A 20600-nucleotide genomic window follows, 5' to 3' on the forward strand; every position below is an offset into this window, starting at 1 on the left:
TAATTTATAACAGGAGGCTAGGCTGGCTATTCTTTTTTTAGTAATTTTGTCGCTATCAATTTGTAATCAGTAATTCATAATTAAATAATATGGCAAACGAACTCGAACTGAAATACGGCTGCAACCCTAATCAAAAGCCTGCCCGTATCTTCATGAAAGAAGGCGAACTACCCATTGAGGTATTGAACGGACGCCCCGGTTACATCAATCTGCTGGATGCATTCAACAGTTGGCAGTTAGTAAAAGAACTGAAAGAGGCTACCGGACTTCCGGCTGCCGCATCATTCAAACACGTCAGCCCGGCAGGTGCTGCTGTTGCTGTAGAAATGAGTGACACACTGAAGAAAATCTATTTTGTGGATGATGTAAAACTGTCTCCACTGGCAACAGCCTATGCACGCGCACGCGGTGCAGACCGTATGTCTTCTTACGGGGACTTCATCGCATTGTCCGACACTTGTGATGAAGAGACTGCACGCATTATCAACCGTGAAGTATCCGATGGTGTGATTGCACCCGATTACACTCCCGAAGCTCTGGAAATCCTGAAAAATAAAAGAAAAGGAACTTACAATGTGATCAAGATAGATCCGGCTTACCGCCCGGCTCCTATCGAACACAAAGATGTTTTCGGAGTGACTTTTGAGCAAGGCAGAAACGAACTGAAAATAGACGAAAGTCTTTTGAAAGAGTTACCTACACAAAACAAGGAAATTCCGGCTGAAGCCAAACGTGACCTAATCATTTCTTTAATCACCTTAAAATATACACAATCCAATTCCGTATGTTATGCAAAAGACGGACAAGCGATTGGTATCGGTGCAGGACAGCAGTCACGCATTCATTGCACGCGCCTTGCAGGAAATAAAGCAGATATCTGGTATCTCCGCCAACATCCGAAAGTGATGAATCTGCCCTGGATTGAAAAAATCCGCCGTGCAGATCGTGATAATACTATCGACGTTTATATTTCAGAAGATCATGATGACGTATTGGCAGACGGCGTTTGGCAACAGTTTTTTACAGAAAAGCCGGAAGTCCTGACCCGCGAAGAGAAACGTGCATGGCTGGATACAATGACTGGCGTAGCTTTAGGCTCTGACGCATTCTTCCCCTTCGGAGACAATATCGAACGTGCACACAAAAGCGGTGTAAGCTATATCGCACAACCGGGAGGTTCTGTACGAGATGATCATGTTATCGGTACATGCGACAAGTACAATATGGCAATGGCATTCACAGGCATTCGCTTGTTCCATCATTAATCGTTTTCTGCTATATTTTAAGATTTATATCAGGTTGTTGGCTTTTAACCTATTTATAGATCCGAAACGTTATGCTATCCCCATTTATAATGAGAATAAAGCAATTATTCCACTATAAATGGGGATTTTCTATTTCTCCGAGACCCTCTATCTTTGCACCATCACATTAAAATAGAATCAAAGATGAACAAAATTGGAGTATTTTATGGTTCCACTACCGGAACAACAGAAGACCTTGCCCGTCGGATTGCAGAGAAACTAGATGTTCCTTCCGCACATATTTATGATGTATCCAAACTCACTGAAGCTTTGGTCGGTGAATATGATGTACTGATACTGGGCAGTTCCACATGGGGAGCCGGTGAATTACAGGATGACTGGTACGACGGAATTAAAGTTTTAAAGAAATGCGATCTGTCTCACAAATATGTAGCCTTGTTCGGTTGCGGTGATTCTGATTCTTACAGCGATACTTTCTGTGATGCTATCGGTATTCTTTTTGAAGAACTGAAAGATACCCGCTGCAAATTCTGTGGAGCGGTGGACACAGCCGGTTATACATTCGATTCTTCTATCGCTGTCGTTAATGGCAAGTTCGTAGGTCTTCCACTCGACGAAGTCAATGAAGACGGTCAGACAGATGAACGTATCAGCGCATGGGTTGAACAAGTAAAACAAGAAATCAGCTAATCTTTATCTCCATATAAAATAACAGTTTACATCATGGCTACCGAAAGAATCATTCCCGGAGAAATCCGGATTTTCCTCAACCACATTTATGAGTTCAAGAAAGGCGTACGCAACATGGTACTCTATACGATGAGCAGAGAGCACGAAGAGTTTGCTATCCGCCGGCTGAAGAATCAGAAGATCAGTTATATGATACAAGAAGTAGGTACTAACAAGATTAATCTGTTTTTCGGCAAACCCGAATGTATGGAAGCCATGCGGCATATCATCATTCGCCCCTTGAATCAACTGTCTGCCGAAGAGGACTTCATCTTGGGAGCCATGCTGGGATACGACCTTTGCCAACAATGCAAACGGTATTGTAATAAAAAAGAAGGTATAAAGATAGCCGTTTAAAGAATAACTTTTGCATTGTTAGCTTTGTTTTGTATGTAGTTTATCTTGAGTAGAATCGTTTCAAAAAAAACAGGTTTTCACAAAAACATTTTCCACTGGAAACTTGTTCTAATAAGAAACGATTCTCTCAATAACAAACTAACAACAAACAGTATGCTGACACAACAACAAGAACCATCCAAAGCCTACGTACTTGCGGGCATTTTCACTCTCTCCTTACGACTGATCGTCGGCTGGACTTATTTCTCAGCTTTTTGGCGCAGACTCGTCCTTGAAAACAAACTCATTCCGGATGGAACCGGATACATTGGAGAAAAGTTCAATCATTTCCTTCCCAATTCCATTGGTATCAAACCGATTATTGAATACTTGGTCAGCACACCGGATTTACTTTGGTGGGCAATGGTAATTTTCACATTAGTAGAAGGCATCGTCGGGTTACTCTATATGCTCGGTTTCTTCACACGATTAATGAGTATCGGCGTATTCAGTCTGGCATTCGGCATTCTTTTAGGCTCCGGCTGGCTGGGTACTACCTGCCTCGACGAATGGCAAATCGGCATCTTGGGGGTGTCAGCCGGATTCACTATTTTCCTGTCCGGTGGCGGAAAATATTCTTTGGATTATCTGTTATTGCCTAAACTTTCCAAGAACAAATGGCTTGTATGGCTTACTTCCGGTGAACTTCCACTATCTATCAAGCAATTCAGTAAAGTCGCAATAAGCGGTGCAGTACTGCTTTTCATACTGACCTTATATACTAACCAAGTCTTCCATAACGGTGTTTGGGGACCTTTGCACAACAAATCGGTCAAACCGGAACTGAAAATATCCAATGCAAAGATTCAAGAGGATATCCTCACGTTCAAAGTATACCGGATAGAAGGAGCCGACGTGTACGGTTCCTTCCTGATCGGCATAACACTAAAAGACGAGAATGGAAAAACAATACTTCAAAAGAATGGAGAAGAGCTAGCCCGCTTCCCACTTACCCGAATAAAAAATGACTATGTAGCCAAAGTAGCTCCGGGAAAACACAGCCTCATCATTCCTTTAGGAAGTAAAACAACTCTTACAATCAGAAGTGATGTTTTTATGGACTTGCCCAAAGGTAACTACGAACTAATTCTGACAGATATAAGTGGTATAACCTGGAAAGAGAAAATTACCATCAATTAAATCAAGTCAGAAAAATCTAATAACAAAAGACGGACTTTGTGGAAAGAAATATATATCGTACAAACTGTTTTTGCTATTTATGGGGAGTAGATACTGACGCTATTTACAGGATATAGTTACGCTATTTGCAGGCTGTAGTTACACTATACGCACAATATACTTACTCTATATCTTGTCTAACCTTACTCTTCACGCTACTAAGCCCCGTGCTGAAGCACTCTGAGAGCCGGTCCGGGAGTAGAAGAACTCCTTTCTGAGAGCAAGAAACCGCTATTTGAGGCAATTCTACAATATACAACGATAGGGAATTACTTTAAATCAAATCAAAAAGAAAGGATATCACAGAAAGTATCACACTTTTTGCTATTACACATATCCTTTCCAATATATGCAAAAGGGGGAGAATATCAATTCGCACATCCTGTGGATAAATACCAGCCTAGCATGGTAAAGATAAAAACGAGCCCGCTCTTTACCTTTTCCTGATCAAACATATCATGCAACAGATCATTGTGGAATTGACTGTCAAGGGATGCTTTTTCATAGGATAGAGGAAAAAACTAACAAATTCCTTTGTGGGTGATCAGACAAAACTGTATTTTTAGAGGCATAATATTGATGAATTATTAAATAGAAATGAATTAGATTGCTAACAAACTGATAAAGCACCTTAATAGTCAATTATCTGCCGGACATTAGCGGTTAAAATAAAAAACAAATGAACAGAATATTTGAAATAGAAGAATTAAACGAACTTGAAGTTTTTTTGAAATCTCAAAATGATATTGACAAATTGCGAGATAGTTTATTCGCTGAATTTCTTAAATATGCGGATTACAAAAATGTAGAAGAGTGGAATAATGCAGTTCGGGTTTGCGAGAGTTTGGCAATCATAGGTTGGGGATCTAATGAGGCCCTTGAGGCATTAAGAGGCTCTTTCTTTAATGGAAACCCGATGACTTGCTTTGTCAATAAACACAGAGAGCCTCGTTTCGTCGAAGCCATTTGGTCAAGAAGAATAAACGGATTTACCATGGAAGCAGGAAGGACAAGTTATCATTTCAGCCCGGATGATCCCTTTCAGAGGCAATCCATAGCATGGGAATATAAAACGAAAGAAGATGTACAAGGTATAGAACTTAGAAGTCAACGAAATTGGATTCCTAAAAATCCCATTTGGATTGAACGTACAATTGGTAACTGTTATGAGAACTCTAAGGTTGTTATTGAAAGTATTGAGAATGATTTACAATCAAAATTAAACAAACAAATGCGACCTGAATTGTATGGTCAGGCTGTCAATAAAATTATTCTAAAGTGTTCATTTAGTTATTACGACCATGTTTGCTGTAAATGCAATTACGTTATCGCTGATGAAAAACTGAAATTGAGACAAAAAGAATTATACCCCAAATTACTAACAATGTTTACCAAACAAGAGATTGAAAAGAATGGATATTATCTTCGAAATCGCTTTGAGTTTGGACCATTCAGAACAGATACTGGAAAAGTAAAAGCAGTGATAACCCTTGAAAAAGAATTTAGCGAACTGAATCATTCTGAACAAAAGAAAAGATTAAGCGAATATATCCTATCAGCATTAAGTCATATAACAAACAAACTAAATAAGAAGGTTAAGTATGACTTTGATTTAATGTTGGCTGATTTTAATGTAATATTGACCGAATGGAGTAATGAACAACTACCACTAACGAGCAAATGAGTTGTCTTAACAGTCGGTTAGCCACCGGACATTAGTTGCAATAAAAAAATGAAGAAAAATGAAAGGATATAGAATAGCAATGAAGCTGATTAATCAAACCAAGATTTTTAAATTTATAGTTCCCATTATAGTATTCATTCTATTGTATGCTGTCTCAACAATTAGAAACAACAATGTAAGAAAGGATGGCATATATTCTATAGTAACTCTTATTAAATACGGTTCTGCTTATAGAGGACAAAGCGCAAAATATGAATTTATATATAATAAGACTTTATATAAAGGAAGTTTTTTTATATCATTTGACGAGAGTAAAAACACTCCAATCGGAACCCGTTATTTTGTAACATTCTTAGCCAAAGCCCCCGACCGACATCGAATATTAGACACTGTACCATCCTGGTTTACTCTAAAAGCGCCAGATAAAGGATGGAAAACATTACCTACACAAAAACAACTACGAATAATGATGAAAGATAGCTTGATTTAAATGAAACATGGCAATCCGGATTCTGTAAAAGAATTGAATTAGATATGAAAGATAAAAGTTTGGAAAAAAACACATTCTGGATTTATCCTACAAATAAGTTTGTTTGGGCAGGAGTTGCAATATGCAGTATATTCAGTGCATTTATGATCTACTTTTTATGCGTAGCCGATTTAAGTGAGAATAAAGTCCTCCTTATTTTCTTGTTACCCATATCTTTGTCTATACTGTTAATCTATTGGGCATTACCCAGTAAGATTTTGCTTTGTGAGGATAGAATAGAAGAACGAAGCCTGTTCGGGAAAAGAAGTATCCGGGTGGATGAGATTAATTCGTGGGGAGTTGTGCAAATGTATAAACCCTACCGTTGTAAAGAGGGTATTTATTCTTACATACCTGCCAAGTCATTCAAGCCTTCCCGCAAAATAGAGGAGAACATGATTTTCTCGTATAGCCTGTTTTTATCCAATATTCCGCACTATGACGGTAAAAAGAAAGATTCCTTCCAAACAGATAAAACTATTTTTGTCAGTTATCGGAAAGAAGTGTATATTGCATTGGAAAAGCATCTAAAAAAAATAAAACGAACAATGGAGAACAACCAATTCAAAGATTAATTATCTTTGTCCCAACAAGAACTAAACACATTAACAACATGAAAAACAAATATCTACTAAGTCTGCTCGCCGCTTTAGGCTTTTCCGGATGTGGCAATAATAACGAGATCTGGGACGAACCTTGTTATTATGGTCCCGGTCCCGTCTGGACTCCTGACATTATAATAAGCAGTCAAGTACAAAATGAAGAAAAAGAAACTATTAATGGCATTCGCGTAGTATCCAGTTATATGAATCAAGAAGATTCATTAATTACAGATACTGCCTATACCGAGTCACGTGAAATAGAGCATTATACGGTAAGCGGTATAGCAATCAATACATTTAAATTCAAAGAGTATCCTCCCAAAGATACAGAAATGTACCTTGAGTATACAGATGTAGACGGCGAAAAGAATGGTGCATACCAAACAAAAAAGATTAGAATACAAGACCTTGGAAAAGAGGGAAAAGTCACTTTACTTAAAGAGGAGAAAAAAGAAGAAGAAAAAGAAGACTAAGAATGAAACGTATCATCCCCCTTACTCCCCGCCGATGGCTGGCTTTAGAAATATTCCGCCGGATGAAACACGAAAGAGTGGAAGAACATCCGCTCAGGCAGCTTTTTTGGGAATGCACCTTACGATGTAATGTACGTTGCCGCCATTGTGGCAGTGACTGCAAGTCCTCTCCCGCTACTCCGGATATGCCTCTACAAGACTTTCTAAAAGTACTGGACAGCATAGCGACACATACCAATCCGCACGATGTATTCGTCATTATCTCCGGTGGAGAGCCAACCGTACGTGAAGATTTGGAAACTTGCGGTAAAGAAATATCCCGACGGGGATACCCGTGGGGCATGGTATGCAACGGCCTGTGTCTCACACGAGAACGGCTTCATAACCTGATCCGCAGCGGTATGCGTAGTATATCCATCAGCCTGGACGGACTGAAGGATGTACACAACTGGATGCGACGACATCCCGAAAGTTTCGATTGTGCCGTAAATGCCATACGGGAAATCACAGCTATCCCCGAACTGACATTCGACGTCATTACCTGTGTCACCCGCCGTAGCCTGCCACAGTTGCCGGCTATGAAAGAGTTACTTATCAGTCTCGGAGTCAAACGATGGAGGGTATCTACCATCTTTCCGGTAGGACGAGCCGCCGAAGAACCGGAATTCCGTATGAACGGAGAAGAACTGAAACAAGTACTCGACTTCATCCGTGACACCCGAAAGGAAGGAATTATCCGTGCGAGTTACGGCTGCGAAGGTTTCCTGGGTAACTATGAAGGTGAAGTACGGAATACTCCTTTCTTCTGTAGCGCCGGAATATCAGTCGGCTCCGTCTTGATTGACGGTTCTATTAGTGCCTGTAGCAGCATCCGCTCCAACTACCATCAAGGAAATATCTATCAGGATGATTTTTGGGAAATATGGCAAACGAAATTCCAGCCTTATCGCGACCGTTCATGGATGAAAAAAGACGAGTGCGCCCGATGCAAATACTTCCGTTATTGTCAAGGCAATGGTATGCATTTGAGAGATAATGAAGGAAAACTACTGGTATGTCATCTGAACAGGTTGACAGGAAACTCTGCAAATGTTCCGGAATAAAAGATTCACCCCCACTATATATTGCTAGTAAACCGCCCAAGAATACCCATTTCAGGTGATTGCAGGAAATCGTCAAAGCCCCTATCTTTGCAATATCAGAATTGAATTAATTAGTCATAATTAAAAAATTACGTAGCCACATTGAAAACATTGGAATCGGCCGAAGTGATTCTCCCGCATTCTCACATTTGGTTGTCAGTTAAAAAAACCATATAATGTATTCAATATTACAGAATAAGTGTAAATAGCATAAATTCTAGTAAACAAAAGGCCCGGCTTGTGAAAGCCGGACCTTTTCGTTTTATCTCTGATGAGCCGTTTTTATAGTTTCCATCCCGATGTCTGTTCCTGTATATTCCAAAGTTTGGCGTACAGCCCCGGCCGGCTCAAAAGTTCATCATGAGTGCCTTGTTCCGCAATTCGTCCTTCTTCCAGCACAATAATCCGGTCGGCATTTCGGATCGTTTTGAGGCGGTGAGCGATAACGATTACCGTCCGCCCCGCAATCAAGGTATTGATAGCTTGCTGCACTTCCACTTCATTTTCTTCATCCGTAGCATCTGTCCTGCCGAAACGGATATTATTCTTCAGCGTATCCTAAAACAGATAGACATCCTGAAAAACCATGAAACAATGTTTCATTAATGACTCCGGCTCCAGTTCTTTCATATCCATTCCGTTAAAACGAACCGAGCCTTTACGCGGATCATAGAAGCGTGCGCAAAGTTTCAGCATCGTACTCTTTCCGCTTCCGGAAGGACCGACCAAAGCAGTGAGCGTCCCTTTTCTAAGAGTCACGGAAATATCATGCAGTATTTCCTTTTCCTGATAGCCGAAAGATACATGATCAAAAGTAATATCTCCGCTTTCGGGCACATCACGATCTCCCTTCATTTCCGATTCGTTCATCAACGTAAGGATACGTCCTCCTGCGATGGAGAAGTAGCGAAACTCGGCAAAGTTAGTCAAGGCAGATGTCAACGGATCGAAAACACGGGAACCGACTACCAGAAACATGACAAACGTGAGCAGTGAAAGTTCGCCTCCTATCAACAGGTACGTACCGCAAAGTATCATGAATGTCAATCCGGCACGAATCAATGTAACCGAGAATAAGATAAATGGGCTGAGAAGCGCCTCCTGCCGGATACAGGCACGACGGAGATCACTAAAAGCCATTTTCAGGCGTTCGAACTTGCCTCCCAGCAAATTATATGCTTTCATCACCCGTATGCCTTGCAGATATTCTTCCAAGCGGTTTCCGGCATTAATCTTGGATTCAATCTGCCGCACACTCAGCTTACGCTGGGCGATATTGCTAAGCAACAGGACAGCAACCGCAAGCGGTAAACATACCTTTTCATTTATCGGTATACTCCGAACGGAAGTTTTCCAGGGATGATCCCTGTGCCTGGAAAGTAACATACACAACCGGGCACGGTGTTCGGAAACCAAATCGATATATTCCTGCACGGATTCCTGCTGATAGTCCGAATTCGTAAAAACCTCTATGGACATCTGATTGGCATCATGTCGGTATATCTTGACATACAAATCATTCAGCACAGGTTTCAGAATCGTGCGGAATATCTCATCCTTATTGGTGAAATAATGATAGATGTTGCTGACTGTAATCCCTGTTCGGGAAGCAATTTCGCGCATGGAAGCATCCTTATATCCTTTTTCAGAGAATACTTCTTCGGCTATGTGGAGGATTTTTTCCTGTATGTCTTCTTTCAGATATTGCATAGTGGCGTTTTATTCACTCTGCAAAGTTGAGAAGAACTTTTGATTTGGGAAATACCCATTTATAAGGATATTTCAACAAGAATTACCTACAGAATAAAAACAGCGGATAAAAGTATCCCTACTTCTACCCGCCTTCTATCAAACCTTATCTATATTAATACCTAATAAAAAATCTTCAGGGGATCTGTTTATTCATGTTTCAGCCATTCTTTCGGAAGCACTTCTTTCTCACCCTTTTCATTGACTAATTCCATCTGCAAAACTCCGCCATTGCAATCGAAGTAGCGTACTTCTATCGGGTGCAGTCCGGCTTTCAAGGCCTTCTGTACTATAATCTCTACCGGTGAATGTGCTCCGTCATTATCTCCCAGTAATTCACCATCCAGTTTCAGCGTACTGCCGTCGTCCGAAAGAAGGGCAAATGTATAGATGCCATCAGCAGGTACTTCCAGGTAGCCCGTGAGTATCAGGCCGATATCTCCTTTCACCTCTTCGGGGATAGAAACGGATTCTACGACATACTCACCATTCACGGGAGCCGCATCGATATCCGCACAAAGATTACCACGGAATTTATGCCATACCGCTTTCAGTCCGGAATTCAAAGAAGCCGGAGCAGCAGTTGCCTCCGCATAAGGAGCTTTGACGTATCGGGTACGTGCTACATCCGATGGAGTACCGTCGGGACGGAAAGTGCGGAAAGTAAAATCTGTCGTTTCCGTCACTTTCAGATTTCCTTCATAAAGAGTGGATTGCTTAGTCGGCATACTTCCGTCAGTAGTATAACGGACTTCAATGCCGGGCAACGGACAAGTCAGATCAACCGAAGCCTCATCAAGGAAAGCATTCACTTTGTAGAATCCTTCCAGATCGGGTACCCGGTAGTTCAATCCAAGGATATCCATCCGCTTGAAATGCGGAACAAGCTGACGATAGAACTCTTTCAGATCCGGTTTCGCCTCCGGCTGCACCCAGGCTATTTCACTCAACGCCACCATACGGGGAAGTATCAGATATTCGATACGTTTCATAGACGGAATCCATTCTGCCCAGAGATTAGCCTGCACGCCCCAGAAACATTCTTTCTGTTCAGGTGACAAGCGGTCGTCTGCATACGGATCGTATGCCAATATCTTCTTCACGGAGTTTTTATCCTGCGCATAATCAAAATAGAAATATTCATTCGGACAGGCAATCACTCTTTGTCCTTGCGAAGTGGCCATAGGCACTGCCTCTTTCGACCAACTTCTCCACCAGGTAATAGCAGCATCCGAAGTCAGTCCGTCGGCAACAACTTCATCCCAGCCTATCAACTTCTTTCCATTGGCAAGGAAGAATTTCTCCATATCACGCACGAACCATGCCTGCAAATCTTCTACCGATTTAAGTCCTTCCGTGCGGATTCGCTTCTGGCAACGGGGGCACTTTTTCCAGTTATTTTTCTCGACTTCGTCACCACCCATGTGTACATATTCATAAGGAAAGAGATCGAAAATCTCTTTAAAGACATCCTGACAGAATTCCAGCGTCGTATCCTTTCCCGGACAAATAGGAGAAGAGAATGTTTCTCCCCAGCCGATCAGTCCGTCACAAGCGAGATCGGGGTATTGGGTGATAGCAGCCAGGAAATGTCCCGGCATATCTATTTCCGGAATCACATCAATACCTCTCTGTGCAGCATAATCTACAATTTCTTTTATATCTTCGTGCGTATAGTAACCACCATACAGAGTATCTCCTTCTACAATCCGTATTTTGTTTTCCGGAATCAGGAAGTCGGTATTGTCCTCTTCTACCGCACGCTCCATACAACCACGGTCGTGCTTGTTAAATTTCCGCCACGCTCCTTTTTCCGTCAGCAACGGATATTTCTCAATTTCGATCCGCCATCCCTGATCATCTGTCAGATGCCAGTGGAACTTATTCAGTTTATACAAGGACATCAAGTCCAGTATATGTTTCACTTCATCTTTATTCCAGAAGTGACGGGAAGCATCCAGCATAAATCCACGCCATTCAAAACGCGGCGAGTCCTCTATTTGCACGGCAGGAATAGAGAAAGTCTGTTTCGTTCCTTGCACTTCTATTCCGGCAGGCAGCAGTTGGTGGAGGCTGGCAATGGCGGAAACGATGCCCGAATAATCTCCGGCTTCAACCTGAACAGACTTGGGGGTAGCCTGAAGTTTGTAAGAGCCGGGCTTTCCATTATCCTGCCCTAGCTGGAGATAGATATCCGCCTTATCGGCTTCGGTCACCTCTACAGAAGTAGACACCACATTCCGAAGAATATCCTGCAAATATCCGGCAGCCGGAAATAAGGACTGATCGGAAACGCCGATTTTCATTCCATCCTTTAAAACGAAGATACCCGACTGTTCCGTCAGACTAACGGGGGTAGGTAAAATTGCGATCTCCTGCTTCACCGTAGGCGTGCAAGAGGACAAAATACATGCTGATGCAATCAGTAGAGAAGTACTTAGTTGTTTGAACATAAGGTTAACTGTTTAATAAGTTGATTACTTTGACTTTTATTGACTATCTATATATAATACAACTCAAACAGGCAAACTACTAAAAGGGAAAGAAAAGTTTTTAGTGATTTACTACTAATGATGCTCCATCGCTTCCATCAGACTATAAGGCCATTCTTCCATAAAGATTCGGACAATCTCAATAATATTTCTCTATTCCGCCAAATCCGGTTATCATCTTATTCTCTTTCACTTTACAGATAAAGTTGTTTAATCGCTTTTCAAATTCTTCCGGTCGCTTCCTTGCTGCTTCAATGTATGCAATTCGGATACGCTTATATGCGTCGGAAAAATGCTGGTAGTTTCTCCATGCTATTTCATCTTCTTTCAATCTGTCCATTATATCATTGGGGAAAATAAAAGGGTCAGATAAAACAGTGCGTATTTTATCTTCAAATTCAGGGTGTATCATTTTATTTTCCAATAACCATTTAAGTCTTTCTTTGTTGGCTTGTGAGTATGTACTTTTAGGTTTTCTAGGCGTGAAACGCTGAATTCTATGTTCTTTATCAAGCGGTTTTATCGTACTGTCAATCCATTCGAAACAAAGGGCTTCTTCAACAGCATCGTTGTATGCAATACTTTTTTCACCTGACGATTTAAGAGGAAATACAAACCAAATTTCGTCTTCGGTTTCAAAGTTGTCCATCAGCCACTTTCTCCAGTCTTCCCGATTTTCAAAATACTTTATTTTATTTTCTGTTGCCATAATAGGTCATTCAAACTAATTATTTTACTGCCTTTACATTCGTAATAATGAAGCATTTCGTCCATCTTCTTTTTATCATAATCCGTAATACAATCTGATAAGACTTTGAATCGCTTACTTACAATCGCCAAAAATACTAAAAATCGGTCAGGCAGATATGATTATCGTTGAAATCATCAATGTCAAATCTGTCGCTTATTTATAAAACATCCGGGAAGCAATCGTTTTATCACATTCCCGGATGCATAAAATGTTCTGAAAATAACAGACCGGTATCGTATCAATAACTAATCTTCACTCCGGCAAAGAAACTTCTCGGAAGCGAAGGACCGTAGATATAGTTGGAATCCCGGTTAGCTCCTCTGTCGAAGTCTTTCTGATATGCTTCAAAGATATTCTGAACACCTCCGCTAAGTTGTAAGTCTACCGTTTTATAGAGCTTGAAGTCATACGCTATCTTCACTCCCATATCGAAGAACCGGGGTGTCCGGATGGCTTCCGCCTTCCGTTCGGGCATATCGCCCATTGCTGCGTTTTCTGCGCTGATGTCCATACGCTGCACAAGCATACTGCCGGTATATGTCCCCGAGAGAGCGATGGACAACGGTTTGACGGGAGTATAAGTAGCCGTAAAATATCCGTAAGTATCGGGAGTACGGAAGATTTTTCTTTCTGCCGGCGCATCATCGTGCCATTTATGCGGTTCATCGTATCGGCTGCGCTGCAATGTCAGTCCTGCCTGTATTTGAAGCAAAGAAAGATAAGCAATCTTTCCTTCCAGAGTCAATCCCATTACTTTGGCTCCCGGACCGTTGCTGCGTATTTTCACCAATACACCGTCACCACGGTCAAAGGGCTCTCCTAACACGAACACATCAGTCAGCCTCGTATAAAATCCTTCTACTAACAGATTAGTCTGAAAAGCACCAAAGCGGTGATACATATCTGCGGATGCACTGAAGCTCTGCGATTTTTCCTCTTTCAAGTCCTTTGCACGCTCGATCATCGCCACTGTTCCACCTACATTTTCGATATGCATATCTTCGTCAAATGCCTGTGGGGCGCGGAAGCCGGAAGAATAGCTCAAACGCAGATTGATATTATCCGTAGGATTGAAACGCAGGTTGGCACGCGGGCTGAAAATAACATCATCCACCATATTGTGCTTATCCAGACGCCCGCCAATCAAAATTCCCCAATGTTTGTTTTTCCATTCGTTCTGTAGAAAAGCACTGTAAACCTTGACCGTCTGGTCCGTATGGCGGTCGTATCCCCACATATTATCTTTCAGCCGGTCACGGTTATATTCAAGTCCCGCCGTTAGGTCGGAAGGCATGAAAAGACATTTGTCGAATGTGTGCACATATTGCGCACCGCCCATAGCGGTGAGGTCGGTCGTCTTTCCGTATGCTTTCAGAGGATCGTTGCCGGGACCATAATAACTGTCACGATCCGTATTGGCTGCCGAGGCAAAAACACTTAAACGATTCTTTTCATTCGGTGAGAAATAATCGTATTTCAGACTTCCGCCATCTATGGAGTGTTGTAACTGTTCGGCAATATGGGCTTCGTGAGGAGGACGGTCTAGCATATCTCCACCACGACGGAATTCCTGCATATGATGGTATTCAAACGTCAGTTTGGAGTAAGTACTCGTTTTCAGATAAGAACGGAAACCGACCGTCTGATTCTTAAGTTTCGGAAGTTCCGTAAATCCGTCTCCGTCATAATCATATCCCGACCGGTGACGGTTCTGCCCGAAGATATACAATCCGGCACGATGATCATCCGTTACAAGGGAAGCATTCAGCGAGGTGTTGTTATCGAATGCGGAACTGCCACCAATGGAAGTGATCGTATGCGATAACTGACCGGAATTTCGCAGAGGCTCTTTCGTGATGATATTGATCGTTCCCGCAATGGCCGAAGAGCCGAACAATGCTGATCCTCCCCCACGCATGACTTCTACACGTTCGATCATGCTGGCAGGAATCTGCTCCAGCCCATATACCCCGGAAAGGGCACTGAACACGGGACGGGAGTCGATGAGTATCTGTGTATAGGGGCCGTCCAGCCCATTGATCCGGACTTGCTGGAAACCACAATTCTGACAGTTAGTCTCCACACGGACACCGGGCTGAAAATTCAACCCCTGTGATAATGTAGAAGAATTAGTAGTTTCAAACAGTTTCAAATCTACTACATTGACCAGAGTCGGTGCCAGACGTCGGGTCGTTTCACTACGGTTGGCAGAGACGACTACTCCGTCCAGAGCAATCGCATCTTCTTCCAGTTCAAAGTTCTCTTCCAGCGTTTTACCTTTTTTCAAGGTCACATTACGGGTAACCGTCTTATACCCTACCGAGCTGACTTCCATCACAAAGTTTCCTTCCGGCAGATTCTTCAGGAAATAGTGTCCGGTAGCGTCGGTGACGGTTCCTATCGTGGTTCCCTTTAATGCTATGGTAATATAAGGCAGATGCTCACTTGTCTTTTTATCCAATACATGACCAATTATATTCGCATCGGATTTTTTCAATTCCGGATACTCCGGATGTTCAGCCAATGCAGGCAACAAGGCACAACATAGGCTGACCAGGACTAAAAGATATTTTTTCATTGTCGTTAGTCTTTTAATGTTTTAAATCAAAAATAATAAGGATGGGAAGCAACAGCTGTTTCCAAAGAAGACCTGCCTGCTTCTACGTGATGCAGACTAAACGACGGGAGGTGCTCTGAGAGAAATGACGCCCGGACAGGGACGACAATACCGCATACGCTGCGGAGAGGCGAGAAAAACACATAAAAGAGACAGGACAGAAGTAACAAACAAAGGCGTCAAACCATTATCTGTCACCAATGTATGGTCCAATATGTGAATCAACTGGAACTCTACTGTCGTATGGCTATGTTCGCCACCTTTCTTGAAGGGATGTGAATGAACAATCGTAACCCCGTTTACCACATGGGAGTGAGTAAACAAAGTAATCCCTGCCATGTACGAAATAAACAGTACAGGCAAAAACCACTTCATTATATTCAGGTATATTTGTTTCATTCGTCAGTTTTTGTGTAACAAAGATCAGGTTTATCTTCTGCGACAAAGATAGGGATTGTCTCAAAGCAAGACAATCCCTATTTATAAGGATTTATAAGCTAAAAAGATTATTAAACCATTATTAATAGCTAATTTTCACTCCCGCAAAGAAACTTCTCGGCAGTGAAGGACCATAAATATAACCCGAATCACGGTCGGCTCCCTTGTCAAAGTCATTCTGATAAGCATTGAAGATATTCTGTATTCCGGCATTCACCTGCAAGTTCATCGACTTATAGAGTTTGAAGTCGTATGCCGCCTTCAGAGCGATATCGAAGAAGTCCTCCGTATTGACCGTAATCGGTTTGTCGAGGAATCCGGGAACCGGTTCGTGAGGCACTAGCATCGAACCGGTATAAGTACCGGAAAGGGCGATAGACAACGGTTTGACCGGAGTATAAGTAGCTGTAAAATAGCCGTAAGTATTCGGGGTACGCATCATCTTCTTTACTGCCGGAGCATCCGGATTCCATTCGTGCGGTTCACTGTAATGGCTCTGCTGCAAAGTAACCCCTGCCTGGATCTGGAATTTATTCAGATAAGCCATCTTTCCTTCCAGTGTCAGTCCCATCACACGAGCTCCGGGAGCATTATAGCGTGTACGTGTCAGAATTCCGTCTTTTACTTCGCCATCAGTCAATGCAAAGACATCCGACAATTTAGTATAGAATCCTTCCACCAAAAAGTTAATCTGGAATGCACCGAAACGGTGGTAAATATCTGCTGAAGCACTCAAGCTCTGTGATCTTTCCTCTTTCAGATCCTTTGCAAGCTCAACCATTGCCACATTTCCCCCTACGTTCTCCACATGCAAATCTTCATCAAAAGCCTGCGGTGCACGGAAACCGGAAGAATAGCTCAAACGCAGGTTAATATTTTGGGTAGGGTTGAAACGCAGGTTAGCACGCGGGCTGAATATAATATGACCAATCAGGTTATGCTTATCCAGACGACCGCCAAGCAAGAATCCCCAATGATCGTTCTTCCATTCATTTTGCAGGAAAGCGCTACCGATATTTACTTTTTGATCTACCGTGCGATGATATCCCCACATATTGTCTTCCAGCTTATCTTGGTTGAATTCGATTCCGGCAGTCAGGTCCGAAGGCATGAAAATACATTTTCCGAAACTGTAGACATATTGTGATCCTGCCATCCAGTTCAGGTCAGTAGTGTTTCCATAAGCATTCAGGTCTTGTCCGCCACCATAATAGCTGTCACGATTGATGTGCTGTGCGGATGCAAACACATTAAAACGGTGCTTCTCGTTTGGTGAGAAATAGTCATATTTCAATCCACCGCCATTGATGGAATGTTCTGTCTGTTCGGCCACATTCGCTTCGTGAGGCGGACGGTTCAGTAAGTCTCCTCCCCTGCGGAATTCTTCCATATGGTGATATTCGAAAGTCAGTTTTGAATAAGTAGTCGTTTTCAGGAAGGAACGGAAACCGATTGTCTGGCCATGTATTTTCGGTATTTCAGAGTATCCGTCTCCATCATGATCGTATGCCGAACGGTGGCGGTTCTGACCAAAGATATATAAACCAGCACGCTGATCGTCCGTTACAAGAGAGGCATTCAAAGCAGTATTATTATCGAAAGCGTCTCCATCTCCAATACCGGTGATGGTATGGGACAACATTCCTGAATTGCGAATCGGCTCTTTAGTAATAATATTGATTGTACCGGCAATGGCAGACGACCCGAACAAAGCCGAACCACCTCCACGCATAACTTCCACACGCTCTATCATGCTGGCAGGAATCTGCTCAATGCCATATACACCCGAAAGTGCGCTGAAGATCGGACGGGAATCAAGCAGGATTTGTGTATAAGGACCATCCAGACCGTTAATACGTACTTGCTGGAAACCACAATTCTGGCAGTTGGATTCTACGCGTACTCCAGGCTGAAAGCTCAATCCCTGTGCCAGAGTAGTGGAGTTGGTCGTTTCAAACATTTTCATATCGACTACATTCACCAAAGTAGGCGCTAAACGACGGGTAGTCTCGTTACGATTGGCGGAAACGACTACGCCGTCCAAGGCAACCGCATCTTCTTCTATTTCAAAATCTTCTTCCAGCGTACGGCCTTTCTTCAGTGTTACATTGCGTCTCACGGTTTTATAACCTACTGAGCTGACTTCAAGCACGAAGTTACCTTCGGGAAGGTTCTTCAAAAAGTAATGTCCGGTAGCATCGGTCACAGTACCGATCGTTGTACCTTTCAATGCCACAGTAATATAAGGCAGATGTTCTTTGGTGTTTTTATCAAGGATATGACCTACGATGTTTGCATCCGATTTACGTAAATCCGGATATTCGGGATGCTCATGGAGAGCAGCTTGTCCTTCGAGGGCAGGCAACAATGCACAGCACAAGCAGACAAGCGAAAAGATGTATTTCTTCATTTTTCGTTTGTTATTCGTTTTCGTTAAGTGATGATGTGAACAAACAGATGGGGACCTCCCGCTTTACTATAAAGCAGGATACCATCGGTTCAAATGACGGAAAAACGAATAGCAGGAGGGGCCCTGAGTGCCACCACCCCATGATAGGGAGAATGGTAGTGCGTATGCTGTGTAATACCATGCAACCGCCACAAGAGGAATGGAATAAAAAGAGAAAGAGCAAACACAACAGCCGCACCGTCCGTTGTCAGGTGTGACAGAAAATGAACTAATAACAGTTCGACTGTTGAGTGCTTATGTGCCGCCCCTTTCTTGAAAGGGTGCGAATGGACGATTGTCACGCCATTGACCACATGTATGTGAGCAAAGAATGTGATACTTACCAGATACGATACAAACAGTACCGGCAAGAAGCAGCGCATGATATTCAATGACAATCGTTTCACCTCATCTTAAATTTTGAGGCGGTAAAGATACAAACTATTATTTTAACAATCAATACCTATATATATTGATTTTCATTAATATACAGCTGAGGATATCACCTGTATAAATAAAATAAGGAATACCATAGCAATCGGATAAACGGTCGCGTATGCTACACTTGGAATATTACTGTCCACCATCGAATCGGCAGCAGCCAGTCCCGGAGTACTGGTCATACCTCCCGTAATGGTTCCTAGTAGATCAAGTATGTTGATCTTGAACACCAAACGTCCTACAATTACCGCAACCAGCATCGGTACTACCGTGATAGCTGCACCCACTCCGAACATCAGCAAGCCACTTTCCTGAAAAGTAGCCACAAGGTTCTTTCCGGCAGAGGTTCCGACTTCGGCAAGGAAAAGCAACAGACCTAACTGTCGCAACAGTTGATTGGCGGGACCGGACATAGACCAAATGATAGGTCCTGTCTTACCAACGGCACTCAAAACCAACGCCACAATCAATACTCCTCCGGTCAATCCAGGTGAAAACGATAGTGTATCGGAGAAAGAAATATTCAGCTTACCAAACAAAACCCCCAGCACAATACCCATCGCGATGGGGAAGAAATCAGTATCGGAAAGTTTCTTCGCATTGTTTCCCAGTAGGCGGGCTACTCCTTTGATGCCTTCCTTCTCTCCTACCACCATCAGTTTATCACCAAACTTCAAAGCCAAATCCGGCGACGGAGATAAATCAATACCGCTTCGACGAACACGGGTCACCGTACAACCGAAGTTTTTCTGTAAATTCAGATCACCCAGTTGCTTATTAATCATATCTTTCTTGGTCAATAGTAAGGACTCGATTTCCTGTGTTTTATCCAAAGGAAGTTCGCCTTCTTCACGTTCGCCAATTAATACAGACAGCTGATTCAGTGATTCCTCACTGCCTACTGCCTGAATATAGTCTCCTTCGTGCAATACCGTATGCGCGGTGGGGATGGATATTTCATCTTTATGTTTCAGACGGGAAATAACAGCACCTGTCATTGCCCGTGCATTGATTTGCATCAAGCTACGGTTGAATACGCTTGCATTAGTGACACGGTAGATACAAGTGCCCAGCTCCGGAAATTGTCCACGACGCTCTATTTCAAGGCGACGGGCTTCCTGATCCAGATTTACACGCATGATTTTGGGAAGCAGCTTCACAAACAAAATCACTCCGATTACACCAAACGGATAAGCGATACCGTAAGCAATGGATGCCAACGGAGAGTGTGTACTATCAATTGCTACCGCCAATCCCGGAGTACTGGTCAAAGCTCCTGCAATCAATCCGACTACACTCGGCGTATCAATATCGAACGCATACTTCAAACCTACTGCCGTGAGGCAGGCAGAACAGATAATAAGCATAGTAATGAGAATCAACGTCTTTCCTTTACTACGGAAAGAGTCGAAGAATCCGGGACCAGCCTGAATACCGATGGTAAAAATAAAAAGTACCAAACCGAAGTTTCCTAATTCTTTAGGAATAATAACACCAAAGTGTCCAAAAAGAAGAGCAATAAAGATCACCGCTGACACATCAAGCGATAGCCCCTTAATCTTAATTCTTCCTAACATAAATCCCAACGCTACTATCAGAAAGAGCGAGAAATAAGAGGAATGCAATAAGTCAGTAAACATGTTTTTTAAAGGTTAGTTAGTTTA

Annotated in this window: 16 protein-coding genes and 2 pseudogenes; 9 read left to right on the forward strand and 9 right to left on the reverse strand. The window is 42.6% G+C overall.

Annotation, left to right across the window (positions count from 1 at the left end; translation table 11 throughout):
• Positions 1–89: 89 nt before the first annotated feature.
• The 9 genes from ACHLI0_RS04160 (at position 90) to ACHLI0_RS04200 (ending at position 7960) form a co-directional block, all read left to right on the forward strand.
• Positions 90–1265, forward strand: coding sequence for a phosphoribosylaminoimidazolecarboxamide formyltransferase (locus ACHLI0_RS04160; protein WP_258972998.1), 1176 nt, complete (start codon positions 90–92; stop codon positions 1263–1265).
• A gap of 183 nt (positions 1266–1448) precedes the next feature.
• Positions 1449–1955, forward strand: coding sequence for a flavodoxin FldA (gene fldA, locus ACHLI0_RS04165; RefSeq protein ID WP_490748518.1), 507 nt, complete (start codon positions 1449–1451; stop codon positions 1953–1955).
• A 33-nt stretch (positions 1956–1988) separates the two neighbouring features.
• Positions 1989–2351, forward strand: a complete 363-nt coding sequence (locus ACHLI0_RS04170; RefSeq protein WP_008763079.1) for a DUF2023 family protein — start codon at positions 1989–1991, stop codon at positions 2349–2351.
• A 153-nt stretch (positions 2352–2504) separates the two neighbouring features.
• A complete protein-coding gene (locus ACHLI0_RS04175) occupies positions 2505–3530 on the forward strand; it encodes a TQO small subunit DoxD (protein ID WP_490748519.1) in 1026 nt (341 codons plus the stop codon).
• Between the two features lie 718 nt (positions 3531–4248).
• The gene (locus tag ACHLI0_RS04180; protein WP_008765035.1) at positions 4249–5253 is read left to right on the forward strand and encodes a hypothetical protein; all 1005 of its coding nucleotides are present in this window, start codon (positions 4249–4251) and stop codon (positions 5251–5253) included.
• Between the two features lie 58 nt (positions 5254–5311).
• Positions 5312–5743 (forward strand): hypothetical protein, encoded by a 432-nt coding sequence (locus ACHLI0_RS04185; RefSeq protein WP_055218402.1) that lies wholly within the window; start codon positions 5312–5314, stop codon positions 5741–5743.
• Positions 5744–5787: 44 nt separating this feature from the next.
• Positions 5788–6357, forward strand: coding sequence for a hypothetical protein (locus ACHLI0_RS04190; protein ID WP_055218404.1), 570 nt, complete (start codon positions 5788–5790; stop codon positions 6355–6357).
• 38 nt (positions 6358–6395) lie between these two features.
• The gene (locus ACHLI0_RS04195; protein WP_008765032.1) at positions 6396–6857 is read left to right on the forward strand and encodes a radical SAM-associated putative lipoprotein; all 462 of its coding nucleotides are present in this window, start codon (positions 6396–6398) and stop codon (positions 6855–6857) included.
• Positions 6858–6859: 2 nt separating this feature from the next.
• Entirely contained in the window at positions 6860–7960 is a 1101-nt protein-coding gene (locus tag ACHLI0_RS04200; protein ID WP_008765031.1) for a TIGR04133 family radical SAM/SPASM protein, read from the forward strand.
• A 321-nt stretch (positions 7961–8281) separates the two neighbouring features.
• Here ACHLI0_RS04200 and ACHLI0_RS04205 read toward each other — a convergent pair.
• The 9 genes and pseudogenes from ACHLI0_RS04205 to ACHLI0_RS04245 form a co-directional block, all read right to left on the reverse strand.
• Positions 8282–9316: pseudogene (locus ACHLI0_RS04205) on the reverse strand (ABC transporter ATP-binding protein); the annotation flags it as partial.
• Between the two features lie 285 nt (positions 9317–9601).
• Positions 9602–9709 (reverse strand): annotated as a pseudogene (locus ACHLI0_RS04210) (TetR family transcriptional regulator); the annotation flags it as partial.
• Positions 9710–9897: 188 nt separating this feature from the next.
• Positions 9898–12201, reverse strand: coding sequence for a family 20 glycosylhydrolase (locus tag ACHLI0_RS04215; RefSeq protein ID WP_490748520.1), 2304 nt, complete (start codon positions 12199–12201; stop codon positions 9898–9900).
• 178 nt (positions 12202–12379) lie between these two features.
• The gene (locus tag ACHLI0_RS04220) at positions 12380–12949 is read right to left on the reverse strand and encodes a YdeI/OmpD-associated family protein (protein WP_055218410.1); all 570 of its coding nucleotides are present in this window, start codon (positions 12947–12949) and stop codon (positions 12380–12382) included.
• Between the two features lie 280 nt (positions 12950–13229).
• Positions 13230–15569 carry a TonB-dependent receptor gene (locus ACHLI0_RS04225; RefSeq protein WP_234118166.1) on the reverse strand — a complete coding sequence of 780 codons (2340 nt, stop codon included), beginning with the start codon at positions 15567–15569 and terminating at the stop codon, positions 13230–13232.
• A 96-nt stretch (positions 15570–15665) separates the two neighbouring features.
• Positions 15666–15983, reverse strand: a complete 318-nt coding sequence (locus ACHLI0_RS04230; protein ID WP_490749549.1) for a DUF8478 family putative metalloprotein — start codon at positions 15981–15983, stop codon at positions 15666–15668.
• 145 nt (positions 15984–16128) lie between these two features.
• Complete coding sequence (locus tag ACHLI0_RS04235; RefSeq protein ID WP_055218417.1) at positions 16129–18456, reverse strand: TonB-dependent receptor; 2328 nt, start codon at positions 18454–18456, stop codon at positions 16129–16131.
• A gap of 89 nt (positions 18457–18545) precedes the next feature.
• Positions 18546–18902 (reverse strand): DUF8478 family putative metalloprotein, encoded by a 357-nt coding sequence (locus tag ACHLI0_RS04240; protein ID WP_225720769.1) that lies wholly within the window; start codon positions 18900–18902, stop codon positions 18546–18548.
• 75 nt (positions 18903–18977) lie between these two features.
• Complete coding sequence (locus ACHLI0_RS04245; RefSeq protein WP_490748521.1) at positions 18978–20576, reverse strand: aspartate:alanine exchanger family transporter; 1599 nt, start codon at positions 20574–20576, stop codon at positions 18978–18980.
• Positions 20577–20600: the final 24 nt, after the last annotated feature.

The organism is Bacteroides sp. RCH18 (assembly GCF_058231005.1).

Excerpts from the sequence above, each read along its gene's own strand:
- ACHLI0_RS04160 (WP_258972998.1), top strand. The coding sequence starts at position 90 with ATGGCAAACGAACTCGAACTGAAATACGGCTGCAACCCTAATCAAAAG.
- fldA (WP_490748518.1), top strand. The coding sequence starts at position 1,449 with ATGAACAAAATTGGAGTATTTTATGGTTCCACTACCGGAACAACAGAA.
- ACHLI0_RS04170 (WP_008763079.1), top strand. The coding sequence starts at position 1,989 with ATGGCTACCGAAAGAATCATTCCCGGAGAAATCCGGATTTTCCTCAAC.
- ACHLI0_RS04175 (WP_490748519.1), top strand. The coding sequence starts at position 2,505 with ATGCTGACACAACAACAAGAACCATCCAAAGCCTACGTACTTGCGGGC.
- ACHLI0_RS04180 (WP_008765035.1), top strand. The coding sequence starts at position 4,249 with ATGAACAGAATATTTGAAATAGAAGAATTAAACGAACTTGAAGTTTTT.
- ACHLI0_RS04185 (WP_055218402.1), top strand. The coding sequence starts at position 5,312 with ATGAAAGGATATAGAATAGCAATGAAGCTGATTAATCAAACCAAGATT.
- ACHLI0_RS04190 (WP_055218404.1), top strand. The coding sequence starts at position 5,788 with ATGAAAGATAAAAGTTTGGAAAAAAACACATTCTGGATTTATCCTACA.
- ACHLI0_RS04195 (WP_008765032.1), top strand. The coding sequence starts at position 6,396 with ATGAAAAACAAATATCTACTAAGTCTGCTCGCCGCTTTAGGCTTTTCC.
- ACHLI0_RS04200 (WP_008765031.1), top strand. The coding sequence starts at position 6,860 with ATGAAACGTATCATCCCCCTTACTCCCCGCCGATGGCTGGCTTTAGAA.
- ACHLI0_RS04215 (WP_490748520.1), bottom strand. The coding sequence starts at position 12,201 with ATGTTCAAACAACTAAGTACTTCTCTACTGATTGCATCAGCATGTATT.
- ACHLI0_RS04220 (WP_055218410.1), bottom strand. The coding sequence starts at position 12,949 with ATGGCAACAGAAAATAAAATAAAGTATTTTGAAAATCGGGAAGACTGG.
- ACHLI0_RS04225 (WP_234118166.1), bottom strand. The coding sequence starts at position 15,569 with ATGAAAAAATATCTTTTAGTCCTGGTCAGCCTATGTTGTGCCTTGTTG.
- ACHLI0_RS04230 (WP_490749549.1), bottom strand. The coding sequence starts at position 15,983 with ATGAAGTGGTTTTTGCCTGTACTGTTTATTTCGTACATGGCAGGGATT.
- ACHLI0_RS04235 (WP_055218417.1), bottom strand. The coding sequence starts at position 18,456 with ATGAAGAAATACATCTTTTCGCTTGTCTGCTTGTGCTGTGCATTGTTG.
- ACHLI0_RS04245 (WP_490748521.1), bottom strand. The coding sequence starts at position 20,576 with ATGTTTACTGACTTATTGCATTCCTCTTATTTCTCGCTCTTTCTGATA.